We start from the raw sequence: 23,679 nt of genomic DNA, 5'->3' as shown, positions 1-23,679 counted from the left end.
TTTAGTCCTATTTTCTTTTCTTTTCTTTTTTTACTCATTTATTTTAATATTTATTTATTATTTACTATTTATCTATGAAAATTTCGCTGGCATCTCCGAAATTCATATCCTTTTTTTTGCCAAGCTTTGTTCTTGCACCGACTATTCTGTTTGACATGCCGAACATGTCATCAAGATGGAACGGGTCTATGTCAGGGTCTTTTTCAAAGTAAGGGTTTTCAGGAAGATGTTTGTATCTTTTTTCAAGTTCGCTATAATATTTCTGAAAGTTTCCTTGTGAAAAGTCGCTAATATATTTTGGCGCTGACTTAAAGTTATTGAAGTAAAACTCACGAGGTATGTCGGCAAATTTCTTCTCGTTAATTTCTACATCTTTTATCTTATAGTTTTCGTTAGCGACTGAAAACTTTTTGACATTATACCCGTACTTAGCGCATATCGCCTTAGCTTCTTCCATTCTGTTTTCAGGTACGATGAGCTTGTCCACGACGATGTTTTTTCCGTTTCCGCCAAAGTTTGCGCCGTCTTCAAGGAAAAGGTTTGCTATATGTACATTGTTTCCTGTCACTTTAAAATACCCATTTCTTGAAACCTCAATTTCACTTGTGACATTCTGATTGCTTCCGTTAAGAACTAGTGTGGCGCTGTCAAATACTGTAATATCTGTATTTGAAACATTCCCCTCAAGAACAAGCGCTCCTCCAAGCACTTCAGTTTTTCCACGGTATGAAATATTTCCTTTTATTGTAAGTGTCTTGTCTCCCGCTTTACGAAGTCCGCCTTTATAGTCCGAAGTTTTTTCATAGAAGTTTTTTTCCCTTGAAATATAATTCTTGAACGGAACATTGTCAACAACGGAAAACTCGTCCAAACCAGATACAATATCACCTTTTTTATTATCAAACTGCTCAACGGCTACATTGTACGAAGTAGTTCCGCTTGGAAGGTAAGTCAGCTCTCCTCTTATATCATTTGTCCAAGTCCAGTCGCTAAGAGGTTCAGCCCAGAAGTAAGCCGTATCGCTATTTGGTTCAAACACTTTGTCATAAAATCCTGTAAAAAATTTCTGCTCCTCAATAAGCCCGGCATTAAAATTGCTAGGTCCGTTCAAGACTTTTCTCTCGTCAACGAATCCCCATCCGTAGTCATTTGACAATGCGTCCTTTTCCCTGTAGGCTGTTGTAAGTATCATCTGCTTGATTTCGTGGTAAGTTATTCCAGGATATTTCTTCTGAATAAGCGCCGCAATTCCTGCAAGTTTTGGTGCTGAAAAGCTTGTCCCTGTATTCTGTTCCTCCTTTTTCCTGTCATATATGTCACCGTTAGCCATTACTGAAGATGAACGTGAATAAACTGGACGAGCCTCGGCATCATCAGGTTCTGAAGAAGTTCTGCATGTGCTTGAAAATTGACTTGCACGACCTGCAGAGGTTTTTGCTTCGGCTGTTGAGCTTAGGGTTGCAGGATTAGTCACATCAGTTCCCTTATTGTTTTTAACGCATTCAAACTGGCCTACATATATTCTTTCAGAATCAAGAAGCTTAAAGACTTCGTCCCCATACATGTCATATTTCATAGTTTCAGGTGTAAGATAGGCAAGGTTTCTTCTTACCCCTGTGGAATTTTTCATAATTTCACTGTCAATTGTGAATACAGGATTTCCTAAAGGTTTTAAGAAAAGGTTTACATTTCCTGTCTCGTCATCTCCATAAACTCTTCTAGGACTCATTGAGCTTATTGCTGTCTCATTTATTATATCGCCAAAATAAAACATTTTTGAAGTTGAGTCCCATCTGTTTCTGTCATCTACTGTTCCTGAATACGAAGCTATTCCGTAAAACATGTTCTGTTCTGACATCATTGAATATGAAATAAGTCTTTGTCCAAATCCAGTTCCGGCGGTCAAATAAAAGGCATGAAGCACATTTGCGTAATGCTCAGACTTTCCTACATTCGTTCCTCCGACAGACTTGCTGTAATAAAATTTCGGCTTAGGAATTCCGGGATTTATTTTATCCCAGTATGCGTCCGTAGTGCTTGGATCAAATACGGCAATATAGTCATTTAATCCTGTATTTGGGTGTACTTTTTTTGCGTATTTTACTAAAACTTCACTTTTTGATGGAGTTTTAGCTTTTGTATAAAATAAATTTGCGGCATTTAGATTTGCTGTAAAAATTAAAGATATTAATAAAAAAATTTTTTTCATATAATTTTTTCCTTCCAATTTTTTTTAAATATTTTATTTATTAAATAAATATTTTTTAATTTTTGTTTTTTAAAATTAAACAGTAAATAACTTTATGTTTTTTATAAAATAATTATACATATTTTTTTTAAATTTTTCAAGCACTTTTTCTAACTTCCGTTTTTCTAATAAATTTAAAATAATTTAAAATAAAAAAAGAGAGAGTTATTATTTTTTCTCTTTTTTTATATTTTTTGTTTTAATATTTTTTTTTATATAAACTATTTTTTTAAATAAATTTTAAACTCTGAATAATGCTTTTATTTTTTCTAAAAGACTTTTATCATTTTCTATTTCAGTCTTATTTTTCTCTATATCTTGAGTTACTTCAATATTATTTTTTTCGCTTTTACCATAATTAAATATATTATCTTCAAACTCTATTTTTTTTATTCTTTGTTCTTCTTTTATATCACAGAAAAATTTATTTAGTTTTTTTATTAATTCTTTGTTTTGCTCGATATTTCCATTTACAAAAAATAAAGTTTCGTAATTTGTTTTAAGACCTTGTTTTGTCAAGTTTGCTGAACCGATGAAAGCATATTTTTCGTTGATTAAATAGATTTTGCTGTGCAAACTGAAGTAATTTTTTTCGTTCGCCTCGTAATCTTTTGGAAAAGAATGATATTTTAGTGGATAAATTTCGATATTGTCTTCAAAATTTTGCTCTTTTACAGTTTTTCCGTTACCGTAAGTTTTTTTGATATAATAAGTTAAATTTTCTAAAAATTCTCTGTTTCTTTTAAGTCTTAATCTTTCTTCGTATGAATCTGACTTAACTTCTTCGGATGAAATAACAAATACTTTTTTTGAATCTTTTGTTAAATTAAACGGATTTTCCTTGTCCTTGTCTAATAAATATTTGAAATCAAGATATGGCATCACAACTTTTAAAGAATTAATCGATACTTTTTTATCTTTTTCGGTAATTTTATACGCTTCCCTTAATTTTTTGAATATAAAGCCTTTCATTCCTTTGTCGATACAAATATCAGCTACAATTCCATCTAAATTTATTGCAAATTTTTTATGAATATAATATTTTTCACCTTTATTTTTCTGATTTTTTTTCCAATCTAAAAATTTTTGTGCATCTTCCTCTTTTTCAAATTCCCATTTTTTCTTTTTTGGATTCCATCTAGCTCCAAATTCTTTCGCTTTTTCTCTGTCTTCGTAACTAACATCTACTTTAGTTTTCTGATTTTCTTTCCAATCCAAAAACTTTTGTGCATCTTCTTCTTTTTCAAATCCCCATTTACCCTCTTTCGGATTCCATCTAGCTCCAAATTCTTTCGCTTTTTCTTTGTCTTCGTAATTAACATCTAAATATCTCATAAAACTAACCTCTTTTTTTTATTTTTTTAATTATATCATTTTTTAATTTTCTAGTCCAGCTTTTTGTCTAGCATCATAGAAGTTAGACCATTCAACTGAAGAAGGTGAAATTTTGTAGTTATCATTTGAAGCAATTGGATTAGTTAATTTGGTAAATTCTTTGTCATAATCACCAGGAGCGTAAGCATCTAACATAAATTGACCATTTGAATAACCAGGCACGATATTTTTGGCACTTTCAGGTGCTTTATCCATTTCAGTATATCTTTTTAATAATTTTGGGTATATGTTATCACCTTTAACTTTTTTTATTTTATCTCCAAAGCCTGAAAAGAAATATTCTCTTTTTAAATCTTGATATTTATAAGGATTTACATTTACATCTTCCACATCTATTTTAGTTATTTCTTTTTCAGCTTTTAATGTACCATTTTTAAACAAAGATTTAAATTTATCAAGTTTTTCTCTTTTGGAAGCAATTGTTCCAATTGTTATTCCTTTTCCTTCATTTTCGATATTTATGTAAGAAGGGATATTTGGATCAAATTCTAAAGTTCCAATAACAGCCCCTTCTTTTAAGTAGACATTTCCTCCAGCCATTATCAAATGATTTACATTACCAGAAATTACAGCAGTGCTGTTTTCATAAACAATTACAGTTGATTTAGGTACATTTCCATTTAAGACAAGAGTTCCTTCAAGGATTTGTGTAGGCCCTTCATAATAGATATTACCATTAATAGTAAGAGTTTTGTCACCTGCTTTTCTTAAACCTGGTTTAAACTCTGCTGTATCAGCATAATAATTTTTTTCGGATGGAATAAAGTTTTGGAATGATACATTTCTTATTGTTTGGAAAGCCAAACTTGTTTTAGGAATATCACCATCTTTATCTTTAGTTGTTGCAACTATATCATATTTAGTAGAACCTGAAGGATGTTTAGGGAGGTTTCCATAAATATCGTTGCTCCAAGTCCAATCGCTAGTAGGGGAAGCCCAAAAATAAGCATTTCCATTAAAATCGAATACTTTATCATACATTCCAGTATAGAATTTTTGTTCTTCGATTAAGCCTGTATTTATAGCACCTGGTCCTTTTAAAGCTCTTAATAAATTTGCAACTCCCCAGCCATATTGATTATCTAGTATATCTTTTTCTCTTGTAGCAGAAGTTAAAAGAATTTCTTTTGCATCTAAATAAGAAACACCAGGAAATTTTTGCATTATTTTAGTTATAATGGCAGATAATCTTGGAACAGCAAATGAAGAACCTGTTCTTCTTTCACCTGCCGCTGTTATTTCACCATCTGCAAGAATTGTGTTAGCTCTTGAATATAAGGCAAAGAATGGGTAATAACCTTTATCTGGATTATCGTTTACGCCACATCCTTTATAAGGATTCTCCTGTCTAGGTCCATCCATATTTCTTATGTCAGTAAAAGTTCTATTTGATTTATATCCATTACAAACGAAGTCTTTTACTTTTATTATATCGCTTCTTTGCATTTTTTGAACTTCTTCTCCAAACATTGGAAAGAAAAAACTTTGTTGCGATGGATGTATTGCATAAATATCTTCACCTTTTTTTCTTGCTTTTGGGGTTAGAGTGTCATCATTTCCATAAGCTGAAACAAGTAAATTTGTATTATCTGATGTATATCCATTAAATCTTGGTGTTTGCATCACTTCACCTGCCAATTCATTTATGGTATCTCCAAAATATACTGATTTACTTGTCATAAATCCTGTTGATCCTGTTATATAATACATTGATAATGACAGAATCCCTTTTGGTATTGCATTAGGTACTATTACTGAAGCTGCTGTTACTTCATCTAAATGATTTTTTACATATCCACCTGACATTTCCACATCAAATGCTTCAAACATTGAAAGCATATGAGCATTATCATTATAAAATCTTTTTTCATTTTCTGTTGTTCCTCTTAATACTTTCACATCTTTTAAATTTATCCCCAAATTATCTTTCCAATAATGTTCTGTTGACATTCCTGCTTCTCCATCATAAAGCATATTAAATATTGGATAGCTTCCTTGTTTTTCTTTGGCAAATTTGACTATTTCTCCTTTATATTTAATTCCTTTATCTGTTGTATAATTTAATTTTGCACTAAAACTTAATGTTGATAATACTAAAATTCCTAATAATATTTTACTTTTAATTTTCATAGTTGTATCTCCTTATAGTTTTTAAATCATTTTATTTTCTGTTAAAATTTATATTTTTATTTAAGTTTCTTTTTTGTAAAAACTGTATTTTGTTTTAAATTATATTTTACATATTTTTATTTTCTGTTTTTATTATAATGTGAGTATACTACAGAATTTTATGATTGTCAAGTAGTTTTTCAAAATATTTTATCTTTTTTTTACTATTTTAAATTAAAAAATATTTTTAAAATATTATTTTTATATATTTATTTACTTTCTTTAATTATATAAAATAAATAAAATATGAATATTACTATTTTTTAAAAAATATTAAAAAATATGGTAAATTAAAATATTTATATTTTTCTTGACTTTTTTAAAATTATATACTATACTTATAACATAAACGAAATAAAAAATATTATTTAAAAACAGAATATTAATTTCTTTGTTAATAAAACAAAAAAACACTTAAATTTAAGCAGAATGATATATTTTATATTTTTGTTTATTCTTTAAATTCTATGTAATTTCGTTTATACATTTTTCTTATTCATACATAATCTAAAAAAATGAAATATATTGGAAAATAATATAAAGTAATTTTTTTAATAAAAATAAATTTTAAAGGAGAGATTGATTTATGAACAAGACGAAAAAATTTTTATTGATGGTATTTGCATTAATTGCTATTATCAGTTGTGAAAGCAGTGGAGGAAGCGGAAGTGGAAGTGGAAGCGGTATAAATAATGGTAGTGGAACACCTATTGCTAAAAATGGACCATCTTATTCGCAACCAAGTACAGGAGCGAGATTTACTCTTCCAAATTTTTCAAATTTAAAATTAAATAAGAGTTATGCAACTCCAACTATTGTAAAAGAAGATATGGAGCAAGCTACTTCTAATGTAATTGCTCTAACTCATTATAATGTCGGGGAAAATGAAATAGGATTTAAGTTGCCTGATAATTATAACAGCTTATCCCCAACACTTAACATTGCATCCCCAACAACAATGGATGTAAAAGGGTTTGCAATTTCTAGAAATATGGCAGGTACTGCGATAAATCCGGAACAGTTAGTTAATGATATGCTTACAAAATATATGACTAATTCCAATAACTTAACACTTAACATGCATCCAGGATCATCTATATTTTTGTTTGAATCTGTAACTGCAGATTTATCAATGACTGATTCTAATAGTTTAATGTCATTAGTTCCTCGAAATCAAAGACCAACAATTAATGGAATAGATTATAATGTAGCTGAATTTCATAATTCACATATTTTTATCGACAAAGATGTGAATTTAGATGACCCAAATGATTTATATAATAAATTGAATGCTCCAAATTCAACTTTTGAAGTTCCTAAGTATTTAGTTAGAAAACAGGTTACTATATCTGGATCTAAACCTAATCAAATTGCCATTCAAAGTATTGATTCTAGGGAATCAGGCGTCAATATAAACGGAGGTGTTATCAATTTAACAGGAGATAGCAGTTTTGGAGCATATATTAAAAATGGTGAATTCAAAAACCAGGGATTTATTTATGTTGGAAAAAATTCTATTGGAATTTATAGTTATGAAGATGGAAATGGAAAAGCACATGAGTCTAACGGTTATATTGTAAATGAGAACACTATTAACTTAGGAGAAAATTCTATTGGAATGTACTATTACAAACGTTACAATGATGTATCAGGAAATGCTATCAATGACGGAAAAATTGAAAGTGAAGCAAATAACGCTATTGGAATAGTAGCAAATATCAATGATCAAAAATTAGATCCTGCATCTATTATTGACAGTTATAGTAGCGATGATTATGTATCTTCGTTAAATAATGTCCTAATTGATCTATCAGGTGATAAATCAATTGGATTCTACGTAACCGGAAAAGGAAGAACTAAAGCATTTAATAAATCTTCTAATGCTAATGAAACCAATAAAATTAAAATAGGAGATTCATCTGATAAATATAATCCAAGTATGGGAATGTACAGTGATAATCCAAATGCAAACTTAGAAAATTATGGAGAAATTGAAATTGGTAAAAATTCAATTGGTATGGCTGGTATTGGTACTTTAATAAATGATAATTATGGAATTATTAAAATTACCAAAGATGGCGGTGTCGGAATGTATCTTGGAAAAGATGCCATAGGTGTTAATAATGGACTTATAACTACTGAAGGAACTCCAAATGATGCAGTTGGTGTAGTTGTTGGAAAAGATGCAGAATTCACAAATAACGGAACAATTCATATCGACTCTAACGGCGGTGCTGGAATCGTTATTGCCGGTGGTACTGTTAAAAACTATGGAAATATCGAAATTAGCGGTGGAGCTGTAAGAGATCGTGTTGATAATTCTTACCAAGTGACTGTTCAGTCATCAGATAGAAAACTTTTAAGCAGCGACATGAAAGTATATGTGGATTCATTGGGAAGAACTAAACCGATTGAAGGACTTGCAAACTTGGGATTAAAGAGTGCTGACTTGTTAATTGGTGCTGAAGCTACTGAAAAAACTAATGATACTGAAGTTACAGTTGGAGACGATGTATTAGCTCCATTTAATAATTCGATGCAAACAAGCAACATTAAAAACTGGAATGTTAAAACTGGTTCATTAGTTTGGCAAGCAAATCCTGAAATTTTGAATAACAAAATCGCAAAAGTTACTTTGAAAAAATTATCTTACACAAATTTTGCTGACGATGAAATGACTCAAGATGTGGCTAGAGGACTTGACGAAAAATATAAAGTTGCAAATTCTAATGATAAAGAAATCTTTAATTACTTAAACACTGTAAACAGCAAGAAAACTTTTGCAGACACATACCGTGAAGTTAGCGGAAATCAATATGCAAATGTTCAGCAAAGAATTTCAAAAACAGATGATATTTTAAATAACAGAATTTCTGACTTGCAAAAAGAAAATGCAGATGAATCTGGACACCATGTTTCAACTTTCTTTGATAAAAACAAACACAGCTCAAAAGTTCAAGGAATAGCTGATTCAGACAGCTCAGCTTACGGAATTTCATATTTATTCAACAACGCTGACGCAAAACAAGGAATTTATGCAGGTGCAATAAACAACAACTTTAAATTAAAAGATAATGGAAGATCTAAAGAAAATATCTCAATGCTTGAAGTTGGTGGATACAAAACTTTTGATGTAAACAGTCTTGAATGGACTTTGGATGGAAACGGATTTGTTTCACAAAATAATATGAAGAGAAGATTTGTTGTAGGAAATAACTCTTACGAAAATAAAGCTAACTACAACGCTTACGGAGTTAATTTGACAAACGAACTTGGTAAGACTTTCAATGTTGGTGGAAACTTCACAGTTAAACCTTACGCTGCATTAAAACTTGGTTACGGAAGATTTAACAAGATTAAAGAAAAAGATGGAACTCTAAATGTGGAAGTTAAAGCAAATGACTACTATTCAGTAAGACCAGGAGCTGGAGTGGAATTTGGATTCTCTAGTCCAGTATCAGCAAAAGGAACTAAATTTAAAGCGTCACTTGGACTTGGTTACGACCACGAACTTGGAAAAGTTGATGACAGAGTAAATGAAGCTAAATTTACTGACACAAATACTAGAATTAGACTAAAAAGTGCTAAAGATGAGAAAAAAGGAAACTTCAGAAGCGACTTAAAAGTTGGATTTGAAACTGGAAAATTCGATGTATCTGTAAACGGTGGATATGATACGAAAGATAAGAACTCGCATGTTGGTGTGGGATTAGGTGTTTCGTTTTAATTAATTAATTACTAAAATTTTACTAAAATTATAATTTTTAAACTTTCAAAAAAGCTCCAGATTTTAAGAATTTGGAGCTTTATAGTTTAAGAACTAAAAAAAATAAATAAACTACAGAAAAGACTTTTATGAAATTTAAATTATATTTTATTCACTGACAAGGTGTTTTGGATAAATTCTGTATTTGAATGCTAAATTATATTTCACAAAATTACACCTTCTTTTGATTTTGAATATTATTTTTAATTATTTCTCTTCGATATTTTATACAAAAATTGTATCATGGATATACCCTTTTTTCAATTTTTTTACAAAAAAAGCAATTCATCTCCCACTTATAGAAAGCCTACGACTTCTTGCTATCTTTTTGTTAAAAAAATAAATTACAAATTACAGGAAGAAATTTTATGAATTAAAACTTTTTTAGAAAAAATTATCATAATACTAAAAAAAGCTATCAGTCAAAAAATCTCGATTGATAGCTTTTTTAAAAATCAAAATTATAAATTATTTAATAAACCCCTCGCTAAAATCTTATCTTTAGAATCAGCTAAAAAGCGCCAATTCCATTCACTTCCAAGAATCTAAGAATCAAATCATTAGACCTTTTCTCATTCTTTTCTGTATCGTAAGGAAGTGTAAAATCTCCATCTCTATTTGTCCAAAGTCTGTCATAATAATCTGTAACTTGTTTTGAAATCTTTTGATCATAAGTAGAAATTATTTTTAATTCGTTTTCTAAATTATAATCTCTCATATTTCTTCGTGTAAAATTTGTCGATCCGCCATATGTTATCATATAGTTCTTTTTGTAAATCGTCATCATTTTCACATGATACATCTCTGCACCTTTATTATAAAATTTCACATCAATGTCATATCCGTGTTTTCTAGCTAATTTCATAAGTTCCCCAGAAGCCGCCTTATTTGGAAAAGCAGCTGTCGAATTATTTAATATCAGTCTAAATTTCACTCCCCTTTTCGCCGCTTTTTTAATGTCCGTTAATATTTGTCTGTCTGATAGAAAAAATTGTGCGATAAACACCTCATCGCCAGGCTGAGCATTTTTCAATTCTCTTGTCATATCCTCGCCAGTTTGACCTTCAGTAAAGTATTGCAGTTTTATCTGATTATTTTTTGAAGGTTCAATATCAAATTTTTGATACGGTAAAGTTCTATTTAAACTTCCATCTTTTTTGGTGATTTTTGCAACTGGAATCTCTGCATTGTAAAGGTCTTTTAATATTGGTGATGAAAATTTGAATGCGACATTTGAATGTCTTGAACCTTCTGCATGTGGATTTCCAGTCGTTAGCATTGCGGTTTTTTCGTTCATTATAAGTTTTCTGTGATCCGCTTTTCCATTTAAAGCTCTTAAAATGCTTCTAACTGTGACAGGATCAGTTCCTTCGTGAAGTGGGTTTTTAGTTTTTCCGACATTTTTCGGATTTCCAAAAGGCTGAATAAGAAGTCTCCAAATTGCTGAATAAACTGGTATTGGATCAGGTAACTTCGCCAAATCAACAATTCCTATCTTAACTCCAGCCGCTTCCAATCTCTTATACATTTCATTGTCATAAGCTCCGTAAAATGTGTTCCCTTCATCCAAAATCAAGTAAATCTTCACATTCGGATCTTTTTTTCTCTTTTCCAGAATTTTCTGTGCAAACTCTTCAGCAATCGGCAATGGATCCAGTTTTTCCTTCACTCCTTTTCCAACATAATCGTGAAACACGAAAATATCCATCAGGAAAAAATCCTGCGCCTTATCCAAAATGTCATACGCCTGATCCCAAATTTGCCTTTCATAATGGGTTTCTCCGTCTTTTTTATATGTCAAGTCATAATAGAAGTCAACATTATCAGCATTATAAACTGGTGTTTTAACAGCTAATCCACTTGGCAAGGATTTACAAGAAAATATTGTACTGATAATAAAAATCGACAACAAAATAAATTTTAATTTTTTCATTTAACAGCTCCTTTTATTTTTATTTTTTTGTTTTTGGTTTTTTATTTTTTACTTAATTTAATGTTATTATACTGTATTTTTTTTTAAAAATCAATTTTTTGTATTTTTATTTACTGTTTTTATTATTTATTCAAAAAATCTGTTATATATAGGTTTTATTTTTTCTATATATTTTTTTGTTTTGTTAAATGATTCAGCAACATTATTTATATTAGGAAAATGATAACGAAGCATTCCTGTTACTTGAGAACTAACTGGAATTGCTGGAATTAAAGAAGTTTTTTTACCTCTTTTTCCTTCAGATGCTCCAACTTTTTGTTCCAAAGTATTTAAATTACCATAAGTCCCTGTTATTTCTGATACACGGTTTAAAAAGGCTTCTCCATTTCCTGGAACAATGGCTAAAATTTTGTTGTTGTCAATATATCTTCCTGCATTGACAACAGGGGAAGGATCGATAATTAATGCTTTCAAGTCTAAATTTGAAGCAACATATAATGCTTCTCCACCACCTTTAGAAAAACCATTTACTGCTTCTAAAACTTGGTATTTTTTACCGTCTTCTGAAGTATAAACTTTTTTACTTATTTTTATTGCTATTTCTAAAGCCGCTTCATAATTTTTTGAAACTTTAACACTTGACATTATATCATTTTTCCAATCTTTTATTGAATTCATATTAGAAAAAGGCATATTAGAACCACCATAAAATATTTCTAGTTTTCCTGTCTTTTTATTTCCAAAAACACAAGCGATTACAGCAGTTTTCGTATCTTCTACCATATCAACTGGTTCATAAATATCGTAAAACCATTTTTCTAATTTTGCTTTTTCTATTTCTTCTTGAGTATAATTTTCCGTATTTTCTTTTTCTTTATCTTTTTTATTTTTTTCATTTCCTTTAATTTTTTCAGATGATGTAATCTCTCTTTTTGCAATGGCTTTCAACGCTTTTTCTCCAATATTGTTTAAATTCATATCAATCGCTAGAATGTGATCAGTTTTTCCAGAAACATAATTTTCTTCTCTCTCTTTAAGTTCTCCCAAAACTTTTTTGTTATTAGCAAGAGTTACTAAATAATGTGTTTTTCCAGCTACTTCTTCTTCTGTAAAATTTTTCATCGTCTCAAAAAATGTTCTTTCTGCTTCACCATTTAGGTTTCTTTCTTCTCTTAATTTTTCCGATTTTTTATCTTTATGTTTAAAATTTCGAAGTCCCTTTTCTGTGCTAAATAAAGTATATCTATTTTCTTTATTAATTTTTGAAAAATAGTCTTCTTTTCTTTCTTCGCTTAATATTTTAGTCTTATTTATATAATTTTTTTCAGCTTTAACTGGAGTATAAAGTAAAAAATCATTGTTTTTATTAACATATTCATTTGATGATTGATATTTTATAGTTGCTAAATTTATAGAACTAATAGATAAAAATGCAAATATTGATATTTTAACATACATAAAATTACTGTATTTTTTTATTTTTTTATTATTTTTAGATTTTTTTAAATTAATTTTGCTATTTTTATTATTTTTATTATTTTTTTCATTCATATTATTAACCACCTTTGTTTTCATAATATACTTTCTTTAATTTTTACAGTATAATAATAACTTATTTTTGTAAAAAAGTCAAGAAATTTTTTCGGTATTTTAATTACTGTCTTTTTATGCAAAAATATATTATGTTTATTTATAAAATATATATAGTAAGTTAAAATATGAAATAAATTTATATAAAAAAAGTTATCTTATTTATATCTATCTATAAGATAACTTTTATAACAATAATATTTTTACTTTTTATTGTTCATCCGGTAAATATTCTGCTATTAGTCTATCACATTCCTTTCTGTTTTCTTCCATCTTGCTAGAAAGCTGATTTTTTTCAAATTCCAATTCTTTTAAATCTATCTTTTCTTTTGTTTTAAAAACATAAGTTAAAATATCTAAGTTACAATTTTTAAATAATATTTTTTCATTTGATACAACTTTTGAAACACCGTTAATTTCTTCTCTATTTTTAAATACTTTTGATAACTTCTCATAATTTTCTGCTTTTATTTTATCATTTGCCTTTTCAAAATAATTTTGTGTTTGAATAAATAACACATCATCTTTTAACTTTTCTTTATTTAAAACAACTATTTGATTTCTTAAAATATTATTATACGGTATAGAAATTACTGCTTCAACCCAATTGTTTCTAATTATTTCTTCTTTATTTTCAAAAAGTTCAAAAGTCTCCAAATCCATTATCATTTTATCATTTTTATTAAGCAATTCTGAAATTAAATTCTTTGAATCGCTATTTTTCGTCAAAATTACTACTGTTTTATTTTCATTATTAGAATTTGCCATAGAAAGAAGTATTTTCAAAATTTCATTTTTTTCATTTTCATCAACTACTTCATTATAGAAATTATTTAATTCAAAAAAATCAGCATTATATAAAAGTTCGTTACTTTTTACATTTAGAAAATCCACTAAAAGATTAGTAATTTTTTCTTCTTGAATAATCGGTAAATTTATTACTTTACTCACAAAGTTTTGTGCAATTTTAGTATATCTTCCTCTCAAAATATCAAGTTTTAACTCCAGCTCCATATCCGTCATATTGCTCAGAACTTCTCTAACTTCAAGATTTTCAACTACAAAATTATACGATTCTTTAAATAATTCTATCTTTTCTGATAATATTTTCATATTTTCCAAATATGTTTCTTTTAAATTATACTCAAAATCATTATCTATTAAATACTCTAAAAATAAATAATTGTCATCCCGTAAATTTTCAATTTCTTCAAAAACCACTTTACTTATGCAAGCTACATACAGAAATAACCATGCTTTAAGCGCATCCGTCTTTTTCACATCTTTATTTTCTTTTATTTCTTCCACTGCAATATCAAAAAATCTACTTCTCATTTATTTTCACCCCATTTTTAGAAATTATGCTCTCTTCAATATATTTCTTTTTACTTTTCAAATACTCTAAAGTAATATTATGTTCTTCTTCAAAACTTTCTATTATTTCAACCATTTTATCCTGAACTTCTCTTTCTGGAAGATCTATATCCAATTCCACAATATCTACTTTATTTACTGCACGAACTACATTCATAGTTTTATATTTCTTTTCAAAATAAAGTAAAAGTAATTCTGTTTTTAATAGCCATTGAAGATACTTTGGATTAATTTTCTCATTTGGTCTCAAAATAAAATAAAGTGTTGCTGGAAGTGCTTTTTCATACTCCTTTTCAACATAAACGACTTCTATTTTACTTCCTTTTGCCTGAAATAGAACATCTCCCTTTTGAATAAAATACTTATCATCAATTTTATTCTTTCCGCTTTTATACCTATTTGGCACTTCTGCGTTTTCAAATCCTTTTATTTTACCGTTACTTACAAGAGTAGGATTTAACAGATAATAACCTGTTTCCCTATCCGCAGTTTTTACATTTAACGGTGCAATTATATCTACATTATCTCCTAATTTCATATTTTCACATCCCTTTTCTTTTTCTATAATCTAAAATCCAATTAAAAATTAATTTTAAAAAATTATTTTTAATTATAATACTTTAAATTTATATATTTTATATATTTTATATAATAAATAATACTATTCTATAAAATATTATACCATAAAAACTTATATAAAATTATATTTTTTTTCTTTATATTATGTTTTATATTATGTTATATTTTATTTTGTTTAATTTTTATTATTTTATTTATTTTTATTTATTTTTATTTCATTATGTCATCAATTTCAAAATCAGTTTTTTTATTTTGTTTATTTCTTGTTTTAGAAATTTTTCTTGAAAATGTAGTCATAAGTGACTTAATATCGTCTATAAGTTCCTGTTCTATTGAGTTTTTTACATCAACATCGACATTATTCTTGACAACGATAATTTCAGTTCCGTGCATTTCACACATCGTCTTTAAATATTCAAATCCAAATCTCGTCAATCTGTCCTCGTAAGTGATGAAAACCCTTGAAACTTCATTGTTTAAAATCATTCTAAGTAATTTTTGAATTTTCTTTCGATTGTCGTTCAATCCGCTTCCAACTTCTGACAAAATTATAGGATTTACAAGATTGTCACAACTGTCTATAAGAAATCGGATTTGTCTGTCTAATTCTCCACGCCTTTTTTGTTCAATACTTGATACACGGCAATATATGACATCTTTTTTCTGCAATTTTTCAATTGCTACACTCCAAAGATTATTTGCCTTCAATAATTTAATCAATTCATCCTTCGTCAAACTTCTTGTGCCAAAATCCGTTTTTGAAAAATGAACTTTCCCCATTTTATCCCATCTTCTAAGAGTCGCAGTCGTAACTCCAAGAAATTTAGCAATTTCTCCCAATTTGTAAACTTCTTTTTTCAAATCATTGATCGAGTACATTTTCTCTACTCCCTTTTCCTTAAGTATTATACAATAAAAAAATAAAAAATCCAAGTTTTAAATTACCAAAACTTGTATTTTTTTATAATTTTTTATAACTTTTTTTCAAAATTATTAATAAATTTTGCCAAACAAGGCAAGAAATTTGTATCAGTAATTTTATTTTTTATTTTTTAATCAGAAATTATAATTTTCCATTCTCCATTTTCTTTAATTCCTTGCAATTCAACTTCATTTGTTTCATAATCACTTACTTTTGCTTTAGAAATTATTTTTTTTAATGTCTCCAACAGGCAGTCATAAAATAATTTTTCATAAGCATCTGTTATTGTTTTCTCTTGTAATACTCCCTTATGTGTATAATCATAATAATTTTGTCCCGTTTTTTCCTTAAAAACCTCATCTAATTCTTTAATAAAAGTTTTTGCTCCTACATTCATATTTGGATATTTTACTTCAAGAAAAACTTTTATATTATTTTCTGAAACATAAGAAACTTTTTTTATTTTATAACTTAAATGTTTATATAGGTCAAATAATAGCTTTGAATAGAATTCTCTCTCATTTTTTGACATTTTTTCATATTCTTTTTCAAACAGGATTTCCAAATTTTCAAATGTATAAAATTTTGAAACTGCTTTTTCAATTTCAGGATTTAATTTATTAATTTGCTCCATTTGATAACCGTTATTTTTAGAAACTTCATAATTCTCTTGTGCAAAACTCAAACTTCCAATAGCCAATATTCCCAATATAATTTTTTTCATTTTCAATCTTTTCCTTTCCTTATTTTTATTTTTATTTTCATATTATATCGAAACAAGAGGTCAAAAAACAACCCCTTGTCATTTTGTCAAATCATTAAAAACTAACTTTAAATCCTGTTGTAACCATATGATTAGTGTCTTTCTTGTCTGTCGCCTTCTTCAAGTCGTAATTCAAGTGCAATGAAACATTTTTAGCCACTTCATGTTCAACACCTACACCAACTTTAACTTTACTTCTCGACATGTTAATTCCTTTAACTCTAAATTTAGAACTTGGATTATTCACATAACTTGCGTCAAAGTCCAAATCTTTATCTCCAAGTCCTTTTTCATAACTTGCATAAGTGCTAAATGTTGTTTTTAGTCCGCCATTTCTAGTTAAAGTCTGTTTTGCTTTTAATCCTGCAATAGCATTTGGCATAGAATAAGTTTTTTTGTCGGATTTTAATCCGTAAGAAGAATTTTCTTCCTCAAAACTTCCTCTTTTAACTGTGTCATAACTTGCTCCAACAAATGGTGTTAAAGTAAATCCTTTACCTTTTTTAATGTCGTATCCAGTTTCTACATATGCTGAAAATACATTGTCATTATGTTTAATCGAAGACTGTTTCCAATCATTAGAATTTATAATAATATCTCTTTTAACATCGCTGTCAACATTGCTGTATCCTAATCTTCCACCAACATAAGCATTTCCAATATTTTGTCTACCATAAGCAGAAATTCCAACTGAATCCGATTTACTTTCTCCATTATAATGATCAAATTTTACTTTCCCTTTTGAATAATCAATCGCAACTCCAACCATCGCACTGTCATTAACTTTAGCTTCAAATCCAGCAATTCCACTATTTACTTTAGTTTTCCCTTTAGCAAAGCCATCTCTTTCAATTTTCCCTTTAGAAAAAGCTCCATCCATCCAGAAACTATAGTTGGCATCACTTTCAATACTATCTCCAAGTCCACTAATTCTATTAGAAATATCTCTATTAACATTTTCCTGCTGTTCAAATGTCAAGGCTTGAGCCGAAGCATAAATTTGTCCAGACAAAGTATCAAGCGTAGTTTTATTTAAAGACTGCAATTTAGCTGCATTAGACAAAGTTTTTGCCGAAGCTGTCCCACTTTCAAGCTGTCTGTCTGTCCCTTGCAACGAAGTTTCAATTTGCTGTGCTGTATTAACTTCCTGCTCAGTCGCACCAATTCCTTTCGCATATTCAGTCACATCTTTTCTTGAAACAACTGCTTGAACTCCAATTGTATTATTTTCTGCTTTTGCATTTAAAAGGTCAGATTCAGTACTTATATTTGCATTGCCAGTCACATTTCCTGTAATAACATTGGCTGTTCTTCCGTTTTTAGTAAAATATTCACCGCTATTATTTGTAAGTTTTACTTCACCGTTTATTTCAGCAGTATTAGTTGCAATTGTACTATTTACATCTGTAACAATTTTTGAACCATTTTCTGCTCTTAATTCTTGAATTTGAGAATTTGTATTATTAACAAATGTACCATTTGTTGAAACTTGCACTGATGGAATACTCATTGATTGACTTCCTGTCGCAACAGTTCCTCCATCTTTTACAAACATTCTACTTCTTGAATCTTTTCTAACTATTAAGTATGCACCTGAACCTACTGTTGTTTTACCAGTATATGTTGTTAATCCATTTAATGTAAGACTTCCATTTCCAGTCAAATTCAATCCCGCATCTCCTGAAATATTATTTCCAAAACCATAATTTCCTCCATCAAGCTGTATTTCCACATCTTTTCCTTGTGTTAATCTTCTATCAAATAATGCAGGACCTTTTAATGCCTTATCAATATTTAACAATCCCCAACCATAAACATCATCTACACCTGGATCTCCTATATCAGTTGCAGTAGATAAAAGAGTTTGTCTTATTAAATCTCCATTCATAAATGGATATGCTTGTTTAACTAAAGCTGCTGCTGCTGTAACACGAGGTGCTGCAAATGAAGAACCATAAGTTGTCTCTGTTTTTCCTTCATCATAATCATAATAATCTACCGAACCTAATGCTGATATTGACCAATATTTAGAACTTCCTGCTGGTGTTAATGGAATAAGTTTATTCCAACTTACATTAGCTATTGTATTACCTTTATAATAGTCTTTTGACATAAGACCTACAACATTAATCCAACCTTTTTCTAAACTTGGATCAACTCTTGGTAAATTACCGAAAGCTCCTGCTCGATCAAGATTTTCTTCGTTTCCACCAGACCATATAAATAATGCTCCTCCTTCATTTATTGCTTTCTTTAAAAAAGCATGTGTATCTGTTCCAAGCGAAGAATCAACAGAAGTTGGAATATAAGTTATGTTTCCATACGAATTATTAAAAATTCTTACTCCTTTATCATAAAGTCTTTTATATTCTTCATATTCTGGTGTTGCACTAATTCTTTTAACAACATCCATTGCATATATTTTTACTGAAGGAGCATTTTGTAAAAGAGACTTTATAACTCTATATCCATGTGTTGTATCTGTATTACCTTTTCCTTGAACTCTTTCAATGTTATTTGTTAATTTATTTACTTGTTCCCAATTTGTTTCATCGTTAAATCCACCATCAAATACTCCAACTGCTACACCTTCTCCTTTAAAAGCACTATGATTGTTGTCTGGATTTTTAGAATTATAAATTCTATCAGTATCATTTATAGCAATTCTTCCTGAAGAATCGAATCTATTGTTTTCTAAATGATCAACTGGTGAAAATGGTCTTGAATATGGCGTTGTTTCATTTGCCACATAAGTTGCACCAGTATAATAATCAAAATCGTTTGCTGTTAATTGCTGTCCTGAATTATTTGTTCCTGAACCACTTGTTGAACCATTTCCACTGTCACTGTTATACTGATTTTCACCAGTTGGTGTTGAATCTGAAGTTGCTCCAGAACCGCTTCCTCCACTACTACCACAGCTTACTGCTAGCATTATTGATATTACTGTTAAAATTAAAAGTTTTCTTTTATTCATTTTAATCATCCTTCCAAAAATTAAAATCTTTATTTTTACATATTTTTATTTTCTGCTATTTTTTACATTAAGAGTATATCACAAAGAAATATAAAAGTCAATACTTTTAAATAAAAATTATATATTTTTATTTTATTTTTTTTACAGTATAAAAAAATTTAATTCATATTATATTTATAATTTTTTTGTTTTTTATAAAATTTAAAATATAAAAAAATGTAAACTAAAAAAATATAAATATTTTTCAAGTTTACACTTATCTTTTCTTTTTTTAATAATAAAAATTATTATGTTTTTAATAAATTTCTTTCTCTCTCTCAAATTTCACTTCAAATTCTTTTCCTAAAAATGAAATCCCAATCTTCAAAATCTTTTTAACCCCAGCATTTCTCAAAACCGAACTATATTCTTTTTCATCAATCTGTTTTAACGCAATTTCGCATTCTTTCTCAAGTTTTTCATGAATTGCTTCAAAACTAAATTCACTTTTTATATTTAAAATTTTTAACTCAAAAATAATCCCTTCTCTTCCAGTTAATTTATTTAAAATATTTTTAGGTTTCAAAAGCAGGTCATACCGACCTTTCCCAGCAAAGCCATTTGATGTAATCTCATATTCATTTCTTAATTTCAAAATCAACCCCAACATCAATCCATGATAAAATTGCTCTTTATAACTTCCACTAATATCAAAAATTCCAGTATTTTCCAATAAAATTTTATTTAATTCAAATTTAAATTTTTCAATATCTCCACTTTTTAATGCATTAGTAAATTTTGAAAAATTATTAGAATCTCTAAAATAAACTTCTATAAACATTTTAGAAAACATCTTCAAAATTTCTTCATTTGGAATTTTCAAATAAACTTCTTCTTCATCTTCATCGTTTTTTTTGGCTAAAGTTAAGTATCCACTATGAAAAAATAAGTTCCATATATTTTTCTCAAAATTAGCTTCTAAATTTCCAAAAGTCATGCTATCATTAATCGTTTCAAAAATATTTTCTTTATTTAAAAGTCTTGAAAACTCATCAAAAATCTCATTCTTTAATTTTTCCAAATATAGCTGAATCAATCCATTCCCACTAGTATTTACCCAATAAGGTCGCAATCTTCCCTTTTTCAAAAAATTAATAATAGACCAAGGATTATACACTTTTGTATCCCCAAATAAATATCCATTGTACCATTTTTGAACATCTTCCAACTCATATTCCAAATTAAAATCTTTCAAAGCCTCTTCAACTTCATCTTCCATAATCCCAAAATATTCTGTAAATTCACTATCTAAAATCGTATGAACTTCCAAATTATTCAACCCTGAAAAAATATTTTCTTTCGCAACTCTTAAAATTCCAGTTATTACACTCATTTCAAGATATTCATTATCCTTCAAAACAGATCCGTAAAAACTCTTGAAAAAATCAATGGTTTCACTATAATATCCTTTTATATAGGAATTTATTATCGGCTGATCATATTCATCAATTAAAATAATAACTTTTTTTCCATAATAGTCAAACACATATTTTGTCAAATTCAATAATGATCTTTCCCAGTCACCTTCATCTTTTTCTAGCCAAATATCTTCAAATTTTTTCAAATCTCTCTTATTCAAATGTTCCATTAAATATTCAAATTTTGCATAAATATCTGAAATCGTTGACTTTATCGACTTAAAACCACTTTCCCAGTCATTTTTATTGTAATTTTTAAACGAAATTGAAATTACAGGAAATTCTCCTTGCTTTTCAAAATACTCACTTTTGGAAATATTAAGTCCTTCAAATAGTTTTTTATTTTCTTCTCTGTTCTCAACATCAAAAAAATATTTTAACATCGACAAGTTCAATGTTTTTCCAAATCGTCTTGGACGAGTAAACAATTTTACTTTTGAACGCTCTTCCAAAATATTTTCGATAAATTTAGTTTTGTCAAAATAATAATAATCGTATTCTATAATTTCTTTAAAATCAGACAATCCAATTGGTAATTTCTTTTTATTTTTCTTTCTTTTCATAATAATCCCCTCTTTTTATTTTTTAATTTCTTAATTTTGTTAATTTCTATTTGTTTTATAAACTCCCTCCAAACGCCTTCTAGTCGCAGTTTTTGAATACCAAGTGTCCTCCAAAATAAGTGCATCTTTAAGTGGCGTTTTCAAAACTTGCTGTTTCATATGATTAATAAACATACATCTCGAAGAATGATGATTATCTAGCGTAACACAAGATGCAAAGTGTATTGCCACTTCTTCTGGCTTAATTTTCCCTTCCTTTTTAAGACATTTTCCTACATTTGACAAAAGGGAATTTACACCTTTCCCATTACATCCTCCGCATTGAAACATAAGAAGTCTCATATCTTGATCTTGCGAATATTTTGAAAATCCGCCACTTCTCTCATAAAATGACTGACTGCAATGATACCCACTACATCGTCTTTTCGCAATCTCACATTGAATTATGACAATTAATTTAATTTTTGATAAATCCATATTTTTCATTCCTCCCAAAAATAATTATTTATTAATTTAAATTTTTAATCTTTTAATTTTTTATCAATTATCTTTTATTAATTATTAGTTATTAATTATTCTACTTTTAGTGAACTACTCCCGCTTTTAGAAGCGGGAGCTTCTTGGGAAGTATCTGCTTTTGTTAGCCAAATATATTTACCAAGCTCTTCGGGTAGTTCCTACCCTGTCTTTTTTTATTTTTCTAATATTCCAACATCAATTTCCCAATGTTTTTTATATTCAGTGCCGCATTGTAATCTCTATCAATCTCAATTCCACAGCACTCACATTTATAGCTTCTTTCTGATAATTTCAGTTCCTCTTTAATATTTCCACATTTACTGCAAGTTTTCGACGATGGAAACCATTTATCTATCTTCAAAAATTGCTTTCCTAAAAACATCAACTTATACTCAATCGTCCTCAAAAACATTCCCCATCCATTATCTCCTACACTTTTTCCAAAATTTAATGCCTGGCTCATCCCTTTCATATTCAAATCCTCGACAACCACAGCATTATATGTTTCAGACAATTTTTTCGATAATTTATGCAAAAAATCTCTTCGACAATTCTTGATATACTCATGCAATCTTGATATTTTCTCTTTTTGTCTATACCAATTCTTAGAAAATTTTACTTTCCTTGATAATGATTTTTGTAATTTTTTTAATTTTTCTTCTAACATCCTGAAATATTTTGGATAATCAGCCCTTTGGTTTTCAGAGCTGACAAATAATTCAGACATTGAAAAATCAAGTCCAATTACTTTATCATTAGTTGGCACTTTTTGAATTTCTTTTTCAAATTCTGTCAAAACAGAAACATAATAATTTCCATTACTGTTTGTCAATGTTACTAACTTTATCTTGTAATCTTCTGTTATTTCTCTATGATATTTTAATTTTATTCTTTTCAATTTTGGCAAAACCAAATATTTGTTTTCCTCAATTCGTATCGAATTATTCACACAATTTGTCGTATAACTTTTAACACTAGTCTTTTTAGATTTGAACCTCGGAAACTTCGCTCTCTTCTGAAAAAAATTCGTAAACGATCGTTTTACATTCAATTGAGCATTTGAAAGTGCCAGACTATCTACTTCTTTTAAAAATTGATTTTCACTCTTCAAACTGGCAGGTGTAATTATTTTATTTTTCCCAGTTTCTTCATAAAATTTATTTGCAGCATACAAAATCGTATTGTAAACAAAACGAACACATCCAAAAGTCTTGTTTATCAATAATTCTTGCTCCTTATTTGGATAAATTCTGTATTTGAATGCTAAATTATATTTCATGAAATTACACCTCCTTTTGATTTTGGATATTATTTTAATTATTTTTTTAGAAATTTTATTATTTATAACTTCTCTTCAATATTTTATACAAAAATTGTATCATAGATATATCCTTTTTTCAATTTTTTTTACAAAAAAAAGCAAT

14 protein-coding genes are annotated in these 23,679 nt (G+C 28.4%); 1 reads left to right on the top strand and 13 read right to left on the bottom strand.

All coding sequences use genetic code 11. The features are described 5' to 3' along the window. Nucleotides 1-64 precede the first annotated feature (64 nt). From J5A73_RS04030 to J5A73_RS04020, 3 genes are all read right to left on the bottom strand, one after another. Complete coding sequence (locus tag J5A73_RS04030) at nucleotides 65-2,209, bottom strand: S8 family serine peptidase (RefSeq protein WP_211616857.1); 2,145 nt, start codon at nucleotides 2,207-2,209, stop codon at nucleotides 65-67. Nucleotides 2,210-2,488: 279 nt separating this feature from the next. Further along, nucleotides 2,489-3,583: a DUF5710 domain-containing protein gene (locus tag J5A73_RS04025; protein WP_211616855.1), complete on the bottom strand. Its 1,095-nt coding sequence runs from the start codon at nucleotides 3,581-3,583 to the stop codon at nucleotides 2,489-2,491. A gap of 42 nt (nucleotides 3,584-3,625) precedes the next feature. After that, entirely contained in the window at nucleotides 3,626-5,773 is a 2,148-nt protein-coding gene (locus J5A73_RS04020; RefSeq protein WP_211616853.1) for a S8 family serine peptidase, read from the bottom strand. 625 nt (nucleotides 5,774-6,398) lie between these two features. Between J5A73_RS04020 and J5A73_RS04015 the strand changes: the two genes are divergently transcribed. Next, nucleotides 6,399-9,539, top strand: a complete 3,141-nt coding sequence (locus J5A73_RS04015) for an autotransporter outer membrane beta-barrel domain-containing protein (RefSeq protein WP_211616851.1) — start codon at nucleotides 6,399-6,401, stop codon at nucleotides 9,537-9,539. A gap of 550 nt (nucleotides 9,540-10,089) precedes the next feature. Here J5A73_RS04015 and J5A73_RS04010 read toward each other — a convergent pair. The 10 genes from J5A73_RS04010 to J5A73_RS03965 all read right to left on the bottom strand — a co-directional run bounded on the left by J5A73_RS04010 (nucleotide 10,090) and on the right by J5A73_RS03965 (nucleotide 23,534). Beyond that, a complete protein-coding gene (locus tag J5A73_RS04010) occupies nucleotides 10,090-11,511 on the bottom strand; it encodes a phospholipase D-like domain-containing protein (RefSeq protein WP_211616849.1) in 1,422 nt (473 codons plus the stop codon). 126 nt (nucleotides 11,512-11,637) lie between these two features. Continuing rightward, nucleotides 11,638-13,062 carry a hypothetical protein gene (locus tag J5A73_RS04005; RefSeq protein WP_211616847.1) on the bottom strand — a complete coding sequence of 475 codons (1,425 nt, stop codon included), beginning with the start codon at nucleotides 13,060-13,062 and terminating at the stop codon, nucleotides 11,638-11,640. A 249-nt stretch (nucleotides 13,063-13,311) separates the two neighbouring features. Beyond that, nucleotides 13,312-14,436, bottom strand: a complete 1,125-nt coding sequence (locus tag J5A73_RS04000; RefSeq protein ID WP_211616845.1) for an N-6 DNA methylase — start codon at nucleotides 14,434-14,436, stop codon at nucleotides 13,312-13,314. Next, the gene (locus tag J5A73_RS03995; protein WP_211616843.1) at nucleotides 14,426-15,013 is read right to left on the bottom strand and encodes a restriction endonuclease subunit S; all 588 of its coding nucleotides are present in this window, start codon (nucleotides 15,011-15,013) and stop codon (nucleotides 14,426-14,428) included. Before J5A73_RS03995 ends, J5A73_RS04000 begins: the two co-directional genes overlap by 11 nt. A gap of 251 nt (nucleotides 15,014-15,264) precedes the next feature. Beyond that, the gene (locus tag J5A73_RS03990; protein ID WP_211616841.1) at nucleotides 15,265-15,933 is read right to left on the bottom strand and encodes an IS607 family transposase; all 669 of its coding nucleotides are present in this window, start codon (nucleotides 15,931-15,933) and stop codon (nucleotides 15,265-15,267) included. A 173-nt stretch (nucleotides 15,934-16,106) separates the two neighbouring features. Then, complete coding sequence (locus J5A73_RS03985) at nucleotides 16,107-16,700, bottom strand: hypothetical protein (RefSeq protein ID WP_211616839.1); 594 nt, start codon at nucleotides 16,698-16,700, stop codon at nucleotides 16,107-16,109. Between the two features lie 94 nt (nucleotides 16,701-16,794). Continuing rightward, the gene (locus J5A73_RS03980; RefSeq protein WP_211616837.1) at nucleotides 16,795-19,716 is read right to left on the bottom strand and encodes an autotransporter domain-containing protein; all 2,922 of its coding nucleotides are present in this window, start codon (nucleotides 19,714-19,716) and stop codon (nucleotides 16,795-16,797) included. A gap of 295 nt (nucleotides 19,717-20,011) precedes the next feature. Beyond that, nucleotides 20,012-21,736 carry an AAA family ATPase gene (locus J5A73_RS03975; RefSeq protein ID WP_211616835.1) on the bottom strand — a complete coding sequence of 575 codons (1,725 nt, stop codon included), beginning with the start codon at nucleotides 21,734-21,736 and terminating at the stop codon, nucleotides 20,012-20,014. A 39-nt stretch (nucleotides 21,737-21,775) separates the two neighbouring features. Then, nucleotides 21,776-22,213 carry a CGGC domain-containing protein gene (locus J5A73_RS03970; RefSeq protein ID WP_211616833.1) on the bottom strand — a complete coding sequence of 146 codons (438 nt, stop codon included), beginning with the start codon at nucleotides 22,211-22,213 and terminating at the stop codon, nucleotides 21,776-21,778. A 223-nt stretch (nucleotides 22,214-22,436) separates the two neighbouring features. Further along, on the bottom strand, nucleotides 22,437-23,534 hold the full coding sequence (locus tag J5A73_RS03965; protein WP_211616831.1) for an RNA-guided endonuclease TnpB family protein: 1,098 nt from the start codon (nucleotides 23,532-23,534) through the stop codon (nucleotides 22,437-22,439). Between the last annotated feature and the right edge of the window lie 145 nt (nucleotides 23,535-23,679).

This window comes from Leptotrichia sp. oral taxon 218 (assembly GCF_018128225.1).
GTDB lineage: Bacteria > Fusobacteriota > Fusobacteriia > Fusobacteriales > Leptotrichiaceae > Leptotrichia.
This window is presented reverse-complemented; position numbering and strand designations above follow the sequence as displayed.